15 protein-coding genes are annotated in these 14,529 nt (G+C 47.0%); 7 read left to right on the top strand and 8 right to left on the bottom strand.

Translation table 11 applies throughout. The features are described 5' to 3' along the window. Positions 1-286: 286 nt before the first annotated feature. Together DYB02_RS23475 and DYB02_RS23465 are read left to right on the top strand one after the other, a co-directional pair. Positions 287-748: a hypothetical protein gene (locus DYB02_RS23475; protein WP_029806848.1), complete on the top strand. Its 462-nt coding sequence runs from the start codon at positions 287-289 to the stop codon at positions 746-748. 90 nt (positions 749-838) lie between these two features. Then, positions 839-1,312: a copper chaperone PCu(A)C gene (locus DYB02_RS23465; RefSeq protein WP_005455763.1), complete on the top strand. Its 474-nt coding sequence runs from the start codon at positions 839-841 to the stop codon at positions 1,310-1,312. A gap of 106 nt (positions 1,313-1,418) precedes the next feature. On the opposite strand, the gene yegD is transcribed toward DYB02_RS23465, so the two are convergent. The 3 genes from yegD to DYB02_RS23450 all read right to left on the bottom strand — a co-directional run bounded on the left by yegD (position 1,419) and on the right by DYB02_RS23450 (position 4,135). Beyond that, complete coding sequence (yegD, locus tag DYB02_RS23460; protein WP_023585052.1) at positions 1,419-2,771, bottom strand: molecular chaperone; 1,353 nt, start codon at positions 2,769-2,771, stop codon at positions 1,419-1,421. Between the two features lie 85 nt (positions 2,772-2,856). Further along, positions 2,857-3,483, bottom strand: coding sequence for a hypothetical protein (locus DYB02_RS23455; protein ID WP_005483333.1), 627 nt, complete (start codon positions 3,481-3,483; stop codon positions 2,857-2,859). Positions 3,484-3,814: 331 nt separating this feature from the next. Beyond that, on the bottom strand, positions 3,815-4,135 hold the full coding sequence (locus tag DYB02_RS23450) for a DOPA 4,5-dioxygenase family protein (RefSeq protein ID WP_029803829.1): 321 nt from the start codon (positions 4,133-4,135) through the stop codon (positions 3,815-3,817). Positions 4,136-4,820: 685 nt separating this feature from the next. On the opposite strand from DYB02_RS23450, the gene pdhA reads away from it, so the two are divergent. From pdhA to DYB02_RS23425, 4 genes are all read left to right on the top strand, one after another. After that, complete coding sequence (pdhA, locus tag DYB02_RS23445) at positions 4,821-5,915, top strand: pyruvate dehydrogenase (acetyl-transferring) E1 component subunit alpha (protein WP_029803828.1); 1,095 nt, start codon at positions 4,821-4,823, stop codon at positions 5,913-5,915. Further along, a complete protein-coding gene (locus tag DYB02_RS23440; RefSeq protein ID WP_029803827.1) occupies positions 5,908-6,891 on the top strand; it encodes an alpha-ketoacid dehydrogenase subunit beta in 984 nt (327 codons plus the stop codon). The genes pdhA and DYB02_RS23440 overlap by 8 nt, the downstream gene beginning before the upstream one ends. After that, a complete protein-coding gene (locus DYB02_RS23435; RefSeq protein ID WP_017448113.1) occupies positions 6,888-8,042 on the top strand; it encodes a dihydrolipoamide acetyltransferase family protein in 1,155 nt (384 codons plus the stop codon). Before DYB02_RS23440 ends, DYB02_RS23435 begins: the two co-directional genes overlap by 4 nt. Positions 8,043-8,276: 234 nt before the next feature. Next, positions 8,277-9,938 carry an electron transfer flavoprotein-ubiquinone oxidoreductase gene (locus DYB02_RS23425; RefSeq protein ID WP_029803825.1) on the top strand — a complete coding sequence of 554 codons (1,662 nt, stop codon included), beginning with the start codon at positions 8,277-8,279 and terminating at the stop codon, positions 9,936-9,938. A 67-nt stretch (positions 9,939-10,005) separates the two neighbouring features. Here the strand turns inward: DYB02_RS23425 and DYB02_RS23420 are convergent, their stop codons facing one another. Further along, complete coding sequence (locus DYB02_RS23420) at positions 10,006-10,653, bottom strand: glutathione S-transferase family protein (RefSeq protein WP_029803824.1); 648 nt, start codon at positions 10,651-10,653, stop codon at positions 10,006-10,008. A gap of 128 nt (positions 10,654-10,781) precedes the next feature. On the opposite strand from DYB02_RS23420, the gene DYB02_RS23415 reads away from it, so the two are divergent. After that, a complete protein-coding gene (locus DYB02_RS23415; protein WP_021452621.1) occupies positions 10,782-11,615 on the top strand; it encodes a LysR family transcriptional regulator in 834 nt (277 codons plus the stop codon). Positions 11,616-11,630: 15 nt separating this feature from the next. Here DYB02_RS23415 and DYB02_RS23410 read toward each other — a convergent pair whose 3' ends face one another. The 4 genes from DYB02_RS23410 to DYB02_RS23395 form a co-directional block, all read right to left on the bottom strand. Further along, positions 11,631-12,203: a dioxygenase family protein gene (locus DYB02_RS23410; protein ID WP_029803821.1), complete on the bottom strand. Its 573-nt coding sequence runs from the start codon at positions 12,201-12,203 to the stop codon at positions 11,631-11,633. A gap of 170 nt (positions 12,204-12,373) precedes the next feature. Beyond that, positions 12,374-13,042, bottom strand: a complete 669-nt coding sequence (artM, locus tag DYB02_RS23405) for an arginine ABC transporter permease ArtM (RefSeq protein WP_020842245.1) — start codon at positions 13,040-13,042, stop codon at positions 12,374-12,376. After that, on the bottom strand, positions 13,039-13,728 hold the full coding sequence (gene artQ, locus DYB02_RS23400) for an arginine ABC transporter permease ArtQ (RefSeq protein ID WP_005498519.1): 690 nt from the start codon (positions 13,726-13,728) through the stop codon (positions 13,039-13,041). The genes artM and artQ overlap by 4 nt, the downstream gene beginning before the upstream one ends. A gap of 1 nt (position 13,729) precedes the next feature. Further along, the gene (locus DYB02_RS23395; RefSeq protein WP_029803820.1) at positions 13,730-14,473 is read right to left on the bottom strand and encodes an arginine ABC transporter substrate-binding protein; all 744 of its coding nucleotides are present in this window, start codon (positions 14,471-14,473) and stop codon (positions 13,730-13,732) included. Positions 14,474-14,529 lie beyond the last annotated feature (56 nt).

Here is a 14,529-nt window from a genome sequence, read left to right as displayed (position 1 = left end):
ATTACTGTCATAATTCCGTTAACGTAAAACAAGTGCAGAATCAGTGTTCAGTTTGATCTTTTATCCCTCAAATTTTGCACACTAACTCGCCAGTCAATTTTCGCTATCGCCCGTCGTTCATGGCCTTGGGTTCACGACTCACCTGGTTTTTCCTTTTGCACATTTTCGCGCGGTGGGTAATGCACACAAATAAAATACACTTGCATCACTTTTTGGAAATCTTGCAGTTACATTTTTAGGGTTATTTGTTAGTATCCTGCGCCGAATCAGCCAGATATCAAATCGTATGGAAACCACTCAAATACAACCTAAGAAACAACGCGTCGCCGCTATTGCGGTTATTTTCGCGGTACTGTTTCAGCTGTATTTGGCCTCCATTGCGGCGCTCAATCCCACGCAAGTGCACAATAAAAGCTGGCTTAACAAAGTTCAGAATGAAAAGGTGTTGCTCTGTACCGCTGAGGGTTTTAACTGGGTCGACATCAATACACTCATCGCTGCAAACGCTCAACCGTCTTCCGAATTTATTGATAACTTGAAGCTACACGACGGTTTCCAGTTTGAATGTCCACTGCTGCAAGCCGTGCAATTTTTCTTGCTTGTCGCGGTTGGGCTCTATCTTGCCACCATTCAGTGGTTACGCCGCGTTAAACACGCGCTCACGCCCTACCATTTTGCTCAATGCGGCAGATTGGTTTACCAGCATATCGCACCAAAACAATCTCCTCCTTGTGTTTTTCCTGCCTAATGGTTCTTTAAGAACCCAAGCTCACAATAATAACAACTATCCCATTGAGCATTTACTCGGGAAGTCATTCTATTTAAAAGGAAAATACACATGCTTAAACAAATGAAAATCGCCACTTTGTCACTTATCGCTCTCATTGCTAGCCCTATGAGCCTTGCTCACGATTACGAAACCGGAAAAATTCACATCGATCATCCTTGGAGTCGTGAAGCGCCGCCAAATGCTCCTGTTATTGGCGGATTCTTTCAGCTGACCAACCATGGGGATACGGAAGACGCGTTGATCGCAGCAGAAAGCCCAATCGCTGGCCGTGTGGAGATCCACACTCACGCGAACGAAGACGGAGTAATGAAGATGATTAAAATTGATGAAGTGCGTGTAGCGGCACACGAAACCGTGGTATTTAAGCCAGGCAGCTTCCACTTAATGATCTTCAACCCAACGCAAACATTGCAAGAAGGCGATCGCTTCCCAATGACGCTGACGTTCAAAAACGCAGGCAAAATCGATGTTGAAATGGCGGTGGAAAAGAAAGGTCATATGGAAAAACACATGCACCACTAAGCTCCTTTCATTTCATGCAAAAGAGCCCGGTCATACTGCCGGGCTCTTTTATTAGAAAAAGGTTCTATTTAGCGCGTGACATCAGTAACTCGCTCAGAACTAAAGATCACTTAAAGCAAACGTCCGCCCAGCGTGCCAAGCCTGCGGTTACCGAACCAAAATAGTTACCGCTGACGACAGGAATATTTGGCAACACGGTTTGTACCGCGTCACGTAAAATCGGCGAACGAGCGGAACCACCAGTCATAAAGATCGCATCCGGTTTTACGCCTGCTTGCTCAACAGCTTCTGTTACCAGCGCCGTCATCTTGTTCTTTGGTGATTCAATCGCTTCAATCATCTCATCACGCTGAACGTCCACTTCAATCAGCTCCGACAATAAGTTAATACCAGTACGGTAAGCCGTTTGATCAGAGAGTGCCACCTTCGCTTCTTCTGCACGGCGGACAATGTTGTAGCCTAATGATTCGTGATAAACCTCAAGCAAGCGCGCTAGTTTTTCTGGCTCTTGCGCCTGTTTCTGCAACAGTTTTAACGCCGCTAAGTTCTCACGTGAGTAAAAGTCGTTTTGCGCCTCAACGTTATTGATAGCAATCGGATTCCAAAACTGAGTCGTCGGCATCACAATGCCCGACTCCATCTTGCTTTCCATCCCAAACGGGAACATCAACTGTTTAAAAGCCAACGCAATATCCAGATCGTTACCACCGACACGCTGGCCACTGTGTGCCAATAAGCTTGCCGTCCTGTCTGCTTTTCCTCGCCAAGATGGCCCCATCTGAATCAAAGAACAGTCGGTTGTACCACCACCGATATCCACCACCAAAATCAGTTTGTCTTCGCTAAGCGTCGCTTCGTATTCCAGTCCAGCGGCGACGGGCTCAAACTGAAATTCTATATTTTTAAAACCGGCACGTTTGGCGGCGCGAAGTAGAATATTTTCCGCTTGAATGTTCGCCGTTTCTCCACCACGACCATGAAAGTTAATCGGGCGACCAATCACCGCATCCGTAATACTTTGTTGAGCATGATTTTCCGCCTGAGCTTTGATGTTGTCCATCATGGCGCAAACCAGATCTTCAAAGAAGCTCAGCTGAACATCACGCAAGCCAGATGCACCAAGAAACGACTTTGGTGACTTCACGTAATAGATATCGCGTGGGTCTTCTAAATAGCGGTTCAACGCTGCCTGACCAAACGCGATGTCTTCTGGCTCCAGCTCGATGCTCTCTTCTCGGTTCAAGTTGATTGCGCGGCGCAGTACCTGCTCTCCAACTTGATCAAACGGTTTGATGTCACGGTGACGAAACAAATGCTCAGACACAGACTCACGAGTCGGAGCTGCTAGGGTGGAAGGAATGAACGGGCTATCCCCTTCAAGATTTAGCAAAACAGGCTCGCCTGATTCCATTTTTGCCACTGAACAGTTTGCAGTGCCATAGTCAAAGCCAATATACATGAGTCCTCCCACTGACGAAAAAAAGGTCGGCAATGCTAACTCAATGGCACATGAATTACTACTCAAACGGTAGAGCGATTCACGCTTATTCGCTTTCGGACGTTTCTTTTTTCATGGCAGGTAACACGACGGCTAATAACAGCGCTAATAAAAGAAAAGCAGGCGTGAGTTTCAATCCTTGCCAAATTGAGTACGTGTCGTGAAACAGCCAAAAAATTCCTATCGTTAACAAGTAAGCAAAATAGCTGCTGAACACTAAACTCATGGCGACAAAACGCGTGCGATTGATGATAAGGATTCGCACTAAATATTGGCTGAGTAAACTCGCGCAGTGCATCGCCAATTGCCAGTTAATGATAAAAAAAGCCAGAGAAACAAATCCAGCTACCAGCATGGCGTCGTGCGTACTAACAATAAAGTAGCTGCCGAAACGGCTCATCATAACAGGATAATTGCCTTCGTAGACAATGGACCAAGAGATCGCATTCGCCACTGCAATATAATTGGCAAAATAGGCAATAGCATAGAAAGTCGTGCGGGAACTAAAAGGTTGAAATACGTCCGCACAATAGCCGCGCCATTCTTCTTGATTAGCGGTGGGGCCAACCCAATTGCGTTTGTGGTCTGGGAGTCGCTCGGCAAATGCAGGGCCATTTCGAAACAGTAGCCAGAAAATATACAGCGCCAATGCAATCAACAGTATCGTCAACATACTCCCCCCTTAGAAATGTCTGTGCCACTGCCGTTACTATTGAGGTCGTAAACTGCACTTCCCTAATTGTCATCGCTAACGTTACACATCGGTTAACGCGTATTTAAGCCTTTCTAAGCGATTAGAATTGCGATGATTTTTCTATCTTATATGTTTACTCAGCGAGTAATATTAGTTTTAAAAACGAACACGCTAACGGTTTTAAACGTGCGAAGGCACACCTCTAGGTCTAGCACACTACGGGATGGATTGCAGGGAAGGGAATAGGAAGAGAGGGAACGCGCCCAAATGATATCGACGTCATACGTCTATGCCATTTGGGCAAAAATCGTTAATTTTCTAGCTTTTCTTCGAAAACACCTAGTTCGCGACCTAACCAAATCGCGCTCTCTGTGTGATCACGCAATTCTCGTTCGCTGACCGGGTGAATAAGCACAGAAAAATCCCCACGAATGGTATCTAACCAAACCAAAAACTCTTCACTGATCGACTCAAGGTGCATTTCAAACATCGGCATCTTGTGCGGACCGACTAATCTGTCGACCAATGGATACACGCGCAACACATCTTGACGCTCTTGGCGGATGATCTCATTCAGAGCTTGTGCTTTTTCCAATTGTTGCAAAGGAAAGTAAACGTGAACGTGGTACATAACTTCTCCAATCTGAATTCTAAGTGTTGCACTCCCCCGTCATTCAAAGCCTGTGTAGCCATCTAAACACTGAGCCACACTAGGTTCGAATTAACGCCGCTTAGGCACGTTGGAATCCAAACTTCTTCAATTGACTGCCACCCTACCTTGATTCTGTCTGATTGGGAAGAAGTTATCTTTCTGCAACAAATAAATCTACGACACTCAAATACTTTAGCTTTGTTTGTCAAATTTCACAGCCCAATTTTGTTGCAACTTTGTAACACATAAAAGTGATTAAATTCAGATTTTGAAATGAATAATATAAAAAACCAGTATTTTACTCTGCAAAAATGGGGTGTAAGCAAAACTTTACTGATGGGTTAAATTCGAATTAAAGCATAATTTAACATTTTGTTTACACTTACTGTATCTGGTTATACCAAGATTGAATCAGAGGGTTGGGCCAAGTGAATAGCAGTCAACACGAGGTCTTGCGTTTTAAAACAATGTGTTTTTCAAACAAGCAGCGGTGTGAGAGACCAATCGTTTAAGGGACAAGTAGATGCCTCAAACGCTCGATGACATTCGCAACCCTAGGTATGGCCTTTTGCGCTGATATCAAAGACTGAGTACCCATACAGACTTTGGTTTAATAATGAACAGCTGCAGTCCAAAAGACCCGCAGCGTCAAAAGGAGCTTGAGATGAACGTTCAGGCGTTACCCATGCATCGGTTTATCGACCATGATGGGAACCTAGTCGGCCAACTACCCAACTGGGCTGACATTGAAACTTTGGTCGGGTTTTACCGCGACATGGTATTAACTCGCACCTACGATCAGAAAGCCGTTGCGTTGCAACGAACAGGTAAGCTAGGTACCTACCCTTCACACCTTGGCTCAGAAGCCATTGGTATAGCGGTAGGACGGGCATTAAAAACCGATGACGTCTTTGTCCCTTATTATCGCGATATGCCTGCGATGTGGTGTCGTGACATTGGTATGGAAAAAAACCTTCAATATTGGGGCGGCGATGAGCGCGGCAGTGACTTTGCGCCAGAAGGCAGCCCTATCCCAAGCCGAGACTTGCCATTTTGTGTCCCAATCGCAACACAATGTACACATGCGGTCGGCGTTGCTTCTGCGTTGAAAATTCAAGGCAATCACGAAGCGGCTCTGGTCATGTGTGGCGACGGTGGGACATCCAAAGGAGATTTTCTCGAATCCATCAACTGCGCAGGGACATGGAACATTCCGTTGGTTTTTGTGGTGAATAACAACCAATGGGCGATTTCTGTACCACGCAGTTTGCAATGCGCGGCGGAGTTTCTTTCTGAAAAAGCAAAAGGCGCTGGCATTCCAGGGATTACCGTCGATGGCAACGACGTTGTTGCTATGTATGACGCTACCATGACCGCATTAGAGCGAGCACGAAAAGGCAAAGGGGCGACACTGATCGAAGCGGTAAGTTATCGCCTAAGTGACCACACCACCGCCGACGATGCGACGCGTTATCGTAATGCAGATGACGTGCAAACCGCATGGCAATTCGAGCCCGTGAGCCGACTAAAAACCTTTTTGATCAATCAAGGTGCTTGGAGCGATGAACAAGAGCAACAATGGCAAAGCGACTGCAAGGAACAAGTCGAGCTCGCGGTTGAACGCTACCTAAACTTGCCTCAACAAGCGCCTGAAACTGGATTCGATTACCTCTACGAATCGCTTCCTCAAGAGCTTCACGCTCAACGCGATGAATTGATCAATAAAGCAATGCGAATGCAAGGAGGCAAACATGGCTGAACTTACGTTAGTTGAAGCAGTAAACCTCGCTCTGCATCATGAAATGGAACACGATCCAAACGTCGTCGTACTTGGCGAAGACGTGGGTGATAACGGCGGCGTATTCCGCGCAACCGTCGGGCTCAAACAAAAGTATGGACTAAAACGCGTCATCGATACTCCGCTTGCAGAAGCCTTAATCGGCGGCGTTGCAGTGGGCATGGCAACTCAAGGTTTACGCCCTGTTGCAGAATTTCAGTTCCAAGGTTTCGTCTTCCCGGCTATGGAGCACCTAATGTGTCACGCGGCCAGGATGCGTAACCGTACTCGTGGACGCCTCACTTGTCCGGCTGTATTCCGCGCGCCTTTTGGTGGCGGCATTCACGCGCCGGAACACCACTCAGAAAGCATTGAAGCACTGTTTGCACATACCTCAGGCTTTAAAGTGGTGATTCCATCTTCCCCTCAGCGTGCTTACGGTTTGCTGCTTGCTGCCATTCGCAGTAACGATCCAGTGATGTTCTTTGAACCCAAACGCATCTATCGAACCGTTAAATCCGAAGTGATTGATAACGGGGAAGCATTGCCGTTAGACACTTGTTTTACGCTGCGCAAAGGCCGAGATATTACGCTCGTGACATGGGGAGCATGTGTTGTTGAATCTCTCCAAGCTGCGCAAACCCTATCAAGCCAAGGGATCGAAGTCGAAGTCATTGATCTGGCAAGTATTAAGCCGATTGATACCGCGACGATTTTCCGTTCACTAGAGAAAACCGGACGCCTGCTGGTTGTACATGAAGCCAGTAAAACGTGTGGTGTGGGTTCTGAGCTGCTGGCTCGAACCGCCGAGCACGCGATGTGCTTGCTAAAAGCGCCACCTAAACGAGTCACAGGTATGGATACCATTATGCCTTATTACCGTAACGAAGATTATTTCATGGTTCAGGAAGAAGACATTGTGATCGCAGCGCGCGAGCTCGTGGAGGATTGGAAATGAAGACGTTTAACTTACCCGATCTCGGCGAAGGTCTCGCTGAGTCAGAAATTGTAAAATGGCATGTCAATGTGGGCGACATGGTCAAACTAGACCAAGTGATCCTCACTGTTGAGACGGCGAAAGCAACCGTAGACGTTCCTGCTCCGTACGCAGGCAGAATTGTCAGCCGCCATGGTGAAGAAGGCGACGTAATTAATATTGGCGCCCTACTTCTAGAAATCGACGAAAGTGGCGCAGAAAACACTGTCTCTGCGGAAAAACGACAAACCGCCGATGCCGCAACCGTTGTTGGCACCGTATCTCACCAATCTCATAACGTAAATGTTGATGATTTTTGGGTGGGCGGCAGCCACAACAAATCAACAGACAAACTCATCACCGCTTTACCTTCCGCGCGTTTGCTAGCGAAAAAGCTAGGCGTAGATTTGAAAACGATGGTCGGTAGCGGACCAAGCGGTTTGATCGTCGATGCCGATGTTTACGAAGAAGCAGGCAAACAAGTTCCTGGCACTGAAGTGCTCAAAGGAGCGCGACGTACGATGGTCTCGACCATGGCAGAATCGCATCAAAATGTCGCAGCGGTGACCATTACCGAAGAAGCGTTATTGGAAGATTGGTTGCCAAACGAGGACATCAGCATTCGTTTGGTGCAAGCTATCGTTTACGCTTGCCAACAAGAGCCAGCTCTCAACGCTTGGTTCGATGCCGAAACCATGACGCGCTGTGTTCATCCTACCGTCAATCTTGGCGTAGCGGTGGATAGCCGTCACGGACTGTATGTCCCCGTGCTTCGCCACGCGGATGAGTATGAACCGCAAGACGTTCGTCGCTGGCTCGATCAAACCGTCAAAGGAATCCGAGATAGAAAGATCAGCAGAGAAGACTTACAACACGCAACCATTACTTTGTCCAACTTTGGGGCCATTGGCGGCATTTTCGCAACACCAGTGGTTTCACCACCGCAAGTCGCGATTGTCGGTGCAGGACGAATTGTGGACCGAGTCGTGATCCGTAACGGTCAAGCCGTGGCCGTAAAAGCGATGCCGTTGTCCATTACCTTTGACCACAGAGCTTGTACTGGCGGTGAAGCCGCGCGCTTTACCAAGGTGCTTGCAGAACATCTGCAAAGGCCAAGTGTAACTAAGTCATAACGACATAAGGCTTCCTAAATGGAAGCCTTTTTTGCGTTACGCACTAATTCAAACCCACCAACCGAACAGATACAATCATCACTAACGGTTTGATTTTCATACTCATGTCACTCTTTCATATTTCAAAACCCTGACCACCTCTCATCGAATTCACGTTTACGTTAACTGAGCTATAGTTTTCTATATAAACGAAAAATGTCACCCAGATGACGAAAATAAAAAGGAAGCACAAAAATGGAACGTGAATGCATGGAGTTTGATGTGGTGATCGTCGGAGCTGGCCCTGCGGGGTTAAGTGCGGCATGTCGATTAGCACAGTTGAACCAAGATCGTGAAGGCGAAGCGCTGTCAATTTGTGTGGTAGAAAAAGGCTCTGAGGTCGGCGCACATATATTATCTGGCGCGGTGTTTGAAACTCGCGCCTTAGATGAGCTCTTCCCAAATTGGAAGGAAATGGGACCACCCGTTTCTGCCCCCGTTCAACATGATGATTTTCTCTATCTAACAACGGAGCTTAATCATATACGTGTGCCCCACTTCCTCACGCCTAAACCCATGCATAATGACGAAAGCAATCACGTTATTAGCCTTGCTAATCTTTGTCGCTGGCTTGCTACTCAAGCTGAGCAACTTGGCGTTGAAGTTTTTCCTGGTTTTGCCGCTGCGAGCATTAACTACGATGAATCAGGTGCCGTTACTAGTATCACCACCAGCGATATGGGGCTGGATAAAAACGGACAAGAGAAAGCCAATTTCGAACCGGGCATTGAACTTAAAGCCAAATGCACGCTGTTTGCTGAAGGGTGCCGTGGGCATTTAGGAAAAGAGCTCATTCGTCATTTCGATTTGGATGCGGGCAAACAACCTCAGCATTACGCATTAGGCTTGAAAGAGATTTGGGAGCTGCCGGCTGATGCGAAAGATTTTACTGGCAACGTCATCCACTCCGCCGGTTGGCCATTGAGCGAAACCAACACAACTGGTGGTGGATTCCTCTATCACATGGAAAACCGCCAAATTGCGGTTGGGTTGATTGTCGATCTTAACTATCGCAATCCCCACTTGAGCCCATTCGATGAGTTTCAGCGCTTTAAACACCACCCTGCAATCAAACAATACCTAAAAGGGTCACAGCGTATCGCTTATGGCGCAAGAGCCATCGCAAAAGGTGGGTTATCTTCTTTACCGAAACAACAATTCCCCGGCGGTTTATTAATTGGCTGTGATGCAGGAACACTTAACGTTGCGAAGATAAAAGGCAGCCACACCGCGATGAAATCAGGCTTACTAGCAGCAGAAGCCATTCATCAAGCATTACAAGACTCAAGGTGTGAACCTGATTATCAAACGCGATTTGAAGCCTCTTGGCTGTACGATGAACTCGCCGAAACGCGTAACTTTGGAGCGAACCTGCATAAGTTCGGTAGCCTGTTTGGCGGAGCTCTTTCTACCTTCGAGCACAACTTGTGGCTTCCTCTGATTAAAAAGCCAATACCGTGGACAGTGAAAGACCATTCCCACGATCACGAACAGTTAAAACCCCAAAATGAATGCCCGCCGATTGAGTATCCAAAACCGGATGGAGAAATCAGCTTTGATAAACCATCTTCGGTGTTTTTATCCGGCACACAACATGAAGAAAACCAACCGTGCCATCTTGTTTTGACTTATCCTCATATCCCCATCGATGTGCACCTCGGGTTGTTTGATGAGCCAAGCCAGCGTTACTGCCCTGCCGGGGTTTACGAAGTGGTCGAAATTGATGGGAAAGTGAAGTTTCAAATCAACGCCGCGAACTGCGTACATTGTAAAACGTGCGATATAAAAGATCCGTCACAAAACATTACGTGGAAGACGCCTGAAGGCGGTGGCGGGCCTAATTATCAGAGTATGTAGTCAATGGAGCATGATAGCACCGTGTCTATCATGCTCTGTCTTTCAAGGGTGAAACAAAATCGAGGACTTAAACCTCTACTCCTGCTTCATCTTCTTCCACAATATCTGTTTCTTGACTTGCTTCCGCTAGCCACTTTTGTACCGCTTGGCTTGCTAGCACTTTTTGCTGGTAAGCTTTAGCGTCTTGGGACAATTCAATGCCATAAGTTTCAAAGCGCAACGCAACCGGTGCATACATAGCATCGGCAATCGACCACTCTCCAAACAAAAAAGCGTCTGGGAACTTTGCCATTTGCTCAGACCAAATTGCGTCTATGCGTGCAATATCCTTTAGTGCTCCATCGCTCAGATCTACTTTTCGACGTGCGCGACAGTTCATCGGTAACTCGTTTCTCAAATCAAAAAAGCCCGAATGCATTTCAGCCGAAATCGCGCGCGCTTTCGCTTTGTCCGCTACATGGCTCGGCCACGCCTTTCCCTGTAGGTACTGCTCGTTCACATATTCCAAAATCGCTAAGGAATCCCAAACCGTGACTTCGCCATCAACCAATGTTGGCACTTTGGCCGTTGGTGTTACGCTTGCCAGCTTGTCGTAGAAGTCTTCAGTAAACAGCGTTAGCTTAGTCACATCCACTTTTACATCGTATTGAGAAAAAATGAGCCACGCTCGCAATGACCAACTTGAGTAGTTTTGATTCCCGATAAAGAGTTGCATTGTTGCCTCCATGCCAAATGGTGTTGTTATTAATTAAAGCGTGAAATCACAATATCTGATTGTTTTATTTCAAACTAACGGATAGTTTTGATGGGATACTTCAACAAAAACGATGGATAGAAAAGAATATGGATATTGACGCGCTGCGCAGCTTTCTTGCGTTTGTTGAAACAGGCAGCTTCACTCGTGCTGCAAAACAAATCAATCGCACCCAATCCGCGTTTAGTGCTCAAATGCGAAAGCTTGAAGATGAACTCCATGTCAGCTTATTCGAAAAGGAAGGTCGCAACCTTGTACTGAGCGAAGCGGGTATGTCACTTCGAGCACATGCAGAGCAACTCGTAAGTTTGCACAATCAAGCAGTCAAGCAAGTAAAACGCTACGAAAACAAACGCCCACTGCGTTTAGGATGTCCAGAAGACTATAACGATAGTCTGCTGCCTAAAGTCATCCGCGTATTGCAGCAAACCGAACCGACCTGCTCTATCCAGGTGTACAGTGAGCCAAGCGTGACGCTCCGTGAATGGCTAGATGAAGGCAAATTAGACGCCGCCATCGTGACTCGTGCACCCGATAGCGAAGAAGGATACTGGCTCGCAAGTGATAGGGGCGTGTGGATCAGTCACCCCGATTTCGCTATCGACGAATCACAGCCAGTCCCTCTCGCGCTATTTCAAACCGATTGTAAATACCACGCCGCCGCTATTAATGCGCTGACCAAAAGAGGAACGCCATATCAACTCTTAGCTTGCTGTAACACCTCTTCTGCGCAGCGAGCCATTGTTCGCTCTGGCATGGCGATTGGCGCGATGGGAAGAATCAGTGTCACAGATGATCTGAAGATCTTAGAAGATCTACCTCCACTACCGTCGGTGGATATTGTTTTGGTGACTGGTGTCGAACCTCATCCCATACTAGACAAAGAATGCTTGTCGCAACTGGCTGAGTTGATGCCTTGCTAGCGAACATCAAACAGATTAAGCAATCACGAAATCGAACGTTCCGACTATTCGCCCATCAATATTTACCGGCTCAAACTGTAAATGGTCACGAGCTTTACCACCCCACCATTCGTTGCTCGTCTGTCCTTTCAAATAGAGTTGGGTGGTCAACAATTCGTGGTCGCCACGCCACAGTTTGATGTGAATGTGAGGAGGTCTTGAGCTGTATGGGACAGGAAACAACGTTTGAAAAAAATAGCGTCCATCTTCTTCAGTTACTGTCGCGCCAAAACCTGAAAAACTTGGGTCAAACTTGTTTTGGCTGGGTTGATTCGGATGTTCATAAATTCCTTGGCCATCACACTGCCAAATTTCTATTTTTACGCCAGAGATAGGACGACCAAACACATCCAACACTTTACCTTGCAACGTTATCACCTCTCCGATCAAAGTATCCGGTTTCAATACTAAATTTTGGCGAAGTGGAATCTTCACCACGGGATAAAATGGCCCTTCGGTCTGAGAAGGCGTCGGACGCATCGAGCTTTCCGCTTTAAGAAATGGCGCAAACATCAATGTCCATAGCGCAAGAAAATGACGTCGTTCCATGTGACTACCCAGAAAAATCTACTCACTTAAGTTTGGTGAAAGATGCGCAGTTTTACACTTCCGGGTAAAACAAGAGAAGAGAAATAAAAAATGCCCCTACCAGAGAGTCAGTCGCAGAGGCATGGTGAAATTGAAGATGTGATGAACTTAAATCAACAATGGTTTGGTATTTATACGGCTTCAAAAGCCAGAGCTTTCTTCTCAACTTGGCGGAAGATAAGCGTCAGAATCCCATTCACGCTCAGATAAAACGCGCCTGCTACACCGAAGACCATTAATGTATCGTAGGTTTGAGCATTAATGCGCTGCGCATAGCCCATCAAGTCCATGATGGTGATAGTGCTTGCCAAAGACGTGCCTTTGAACACCAAAATCACTTCGTTTGAGTAAGCAGGCACCGCGCGGCGAATCGCATAAGGAAGTAACACACGTAACGTGGCACTTTTGTTCATACCCAGCGCACGACACGCTTGCCATTGACCTGAAGGAATCGCATTAAACGCGCCTTTAAAAAGCTGAGTACTGTACGCGGCAGTATTTAATGCCAACGCTAACATGGCACAGAACCAAGGTTGGCTCAGCCAAGTCCACAGCACACTCTCTCTTACTGCATCAAATTGACCCGGGCCGTAGTAGACCAAGAAAATCTGAACCAGCAACGGTGTCCCAGTAAACAGCGTGATGATGCCACGGCTTACCCAGTGCAAACCCGGAGTGCGTAGAATCAACGTCAAGGTCATCAATAGTGCAAGAATACAGCCGACAGCCAAAGACGCAGCCGTTAATTGAAGGCTAGTGCCTAAACCATCCAGCATTTGCCATACATGTTGTTCGTTCATGCGTTTGCCTCCTGCCCCATACTCATGCCTTGGATTGAGAATTTCTTATCAATCACTTTGACCGCGCGCTGCGTGATAAGCGTGATCACTAAGTAAATCGCCGCTGCCGTCGCATACCAAGTAAACGCTTCGTGCGTTGCTGCCGACGTAAGCTGAGCTTGTTTCAGCAGATCCGTCACGCCAATCAAAGAAACCAGCGCCGTGTCTTTTAGCAAAACCAACCATTGGTTGGTTAAACCAGGAAGCGCATGTCGCACGGCTTGTGGCAACACAATGCGCACAAACGCGTGAAACTGACTGATACCGAGTGCGCTTGCAGCTTCTCTCTGCCCTCTGCCTACGGCTTTTAATGCGCCGCGCAGAGTTTGAGAAGCATAGGAAGCGAAGATCAACGATAACGCCACCACACCAGACAAAAACGGGCTAACCTCAATAAAGTCTCCGGTGATTAAAAACAGAACCTGAGTCGAACCAAAATAGATGAACAACACGACAAGGATTTCTGGCAAGCCACGCACCACAGTAACAAACGCCGTTGTAGGCCATTTCACGAATACGCGACGAGACATTTCACCACTGGCGAATACCACTGCCAGAATTAAACCGACTAAAAGGCTTGTGAAGGCTAGCTGAACCGTCATCCAGCTAGCTTGTACAAGCGACAAAGAGTAACCCGTTAACGCCATATTACTTACCGAAGTACTTGTTGTAGATTTCGTCGTATTCGCCGTTCGCTTTCACGGCTTCTAGCGCTATGTTTAGCTTGTTCACAAGTTCATCGTTGCCTTTGTTTACTGCGATACCAAAACCATTACCGAAGTATTTAGGATTCGTAACGCGCTCACCAACGTACGCAAGGTTGTCTTCCTTCTTGAACCACTCCGCCACTACCGCTGTGTCACCAAATACAGAATCAATACGGCCATTCTTCATGTCGATGAAAGCATCTTGGTAGCTTGAGTAAGGAACCGACGTTACACCCGGCATTTGCTCGATAAGGTAGCTTTGGTGAGTTGAACCGTTTTGCACGCCTACACGCTTACCTTCTAACGCGTTTTGGTCAGCGACTTTGTCTTTGATAGAAACAAACGCTGCTGAGTTGTCGTAGTAAGCATTCGAGAAATTGACTTGCTCAAGACGCGCTTCAGTAATGTCCATTGCAGAAATAGCCGCATCATAACGTTTGAATTTTAATGCAGGGATCAAGCTATCGAAAGATTGGTTGTGGAAGCTACATTTTGCGTCCATTTCTTTACATAGAGCATTCGCCAGATCCACATCGAAACCTTGGATTTGATTGTTTTCATCCATGTATTCGAATGGTGCGTAGGTCGCCTCCATCGCGAATTTGATTTCATCTTGTGCCACTGCGTTTGCTGCCATATTTGCAGAAATAAGGCCGATTATTGAAGTTAGTAGAATCTTTTTCATTGCAATACTCCGTGTGTACGTCTTGGGCTGACACTCGCAATGACAGCCGAGCTTAT

Source organism: Vibrio parahaemolyticus (genome assembly GCF_900460535.1).
Taxonomy (GTDB): domain Bacteria; phylum Pseudomonadota; class Gammaproteobacteria; order Enterobacterales; family Vibrionaceae; genus Vibrio; species Vibrio parahaemolyticus.
Note: the sequence above shows the minus strand (reverse complement) of the source record. Positions and strands in the feature narration are given on the sequence as shown.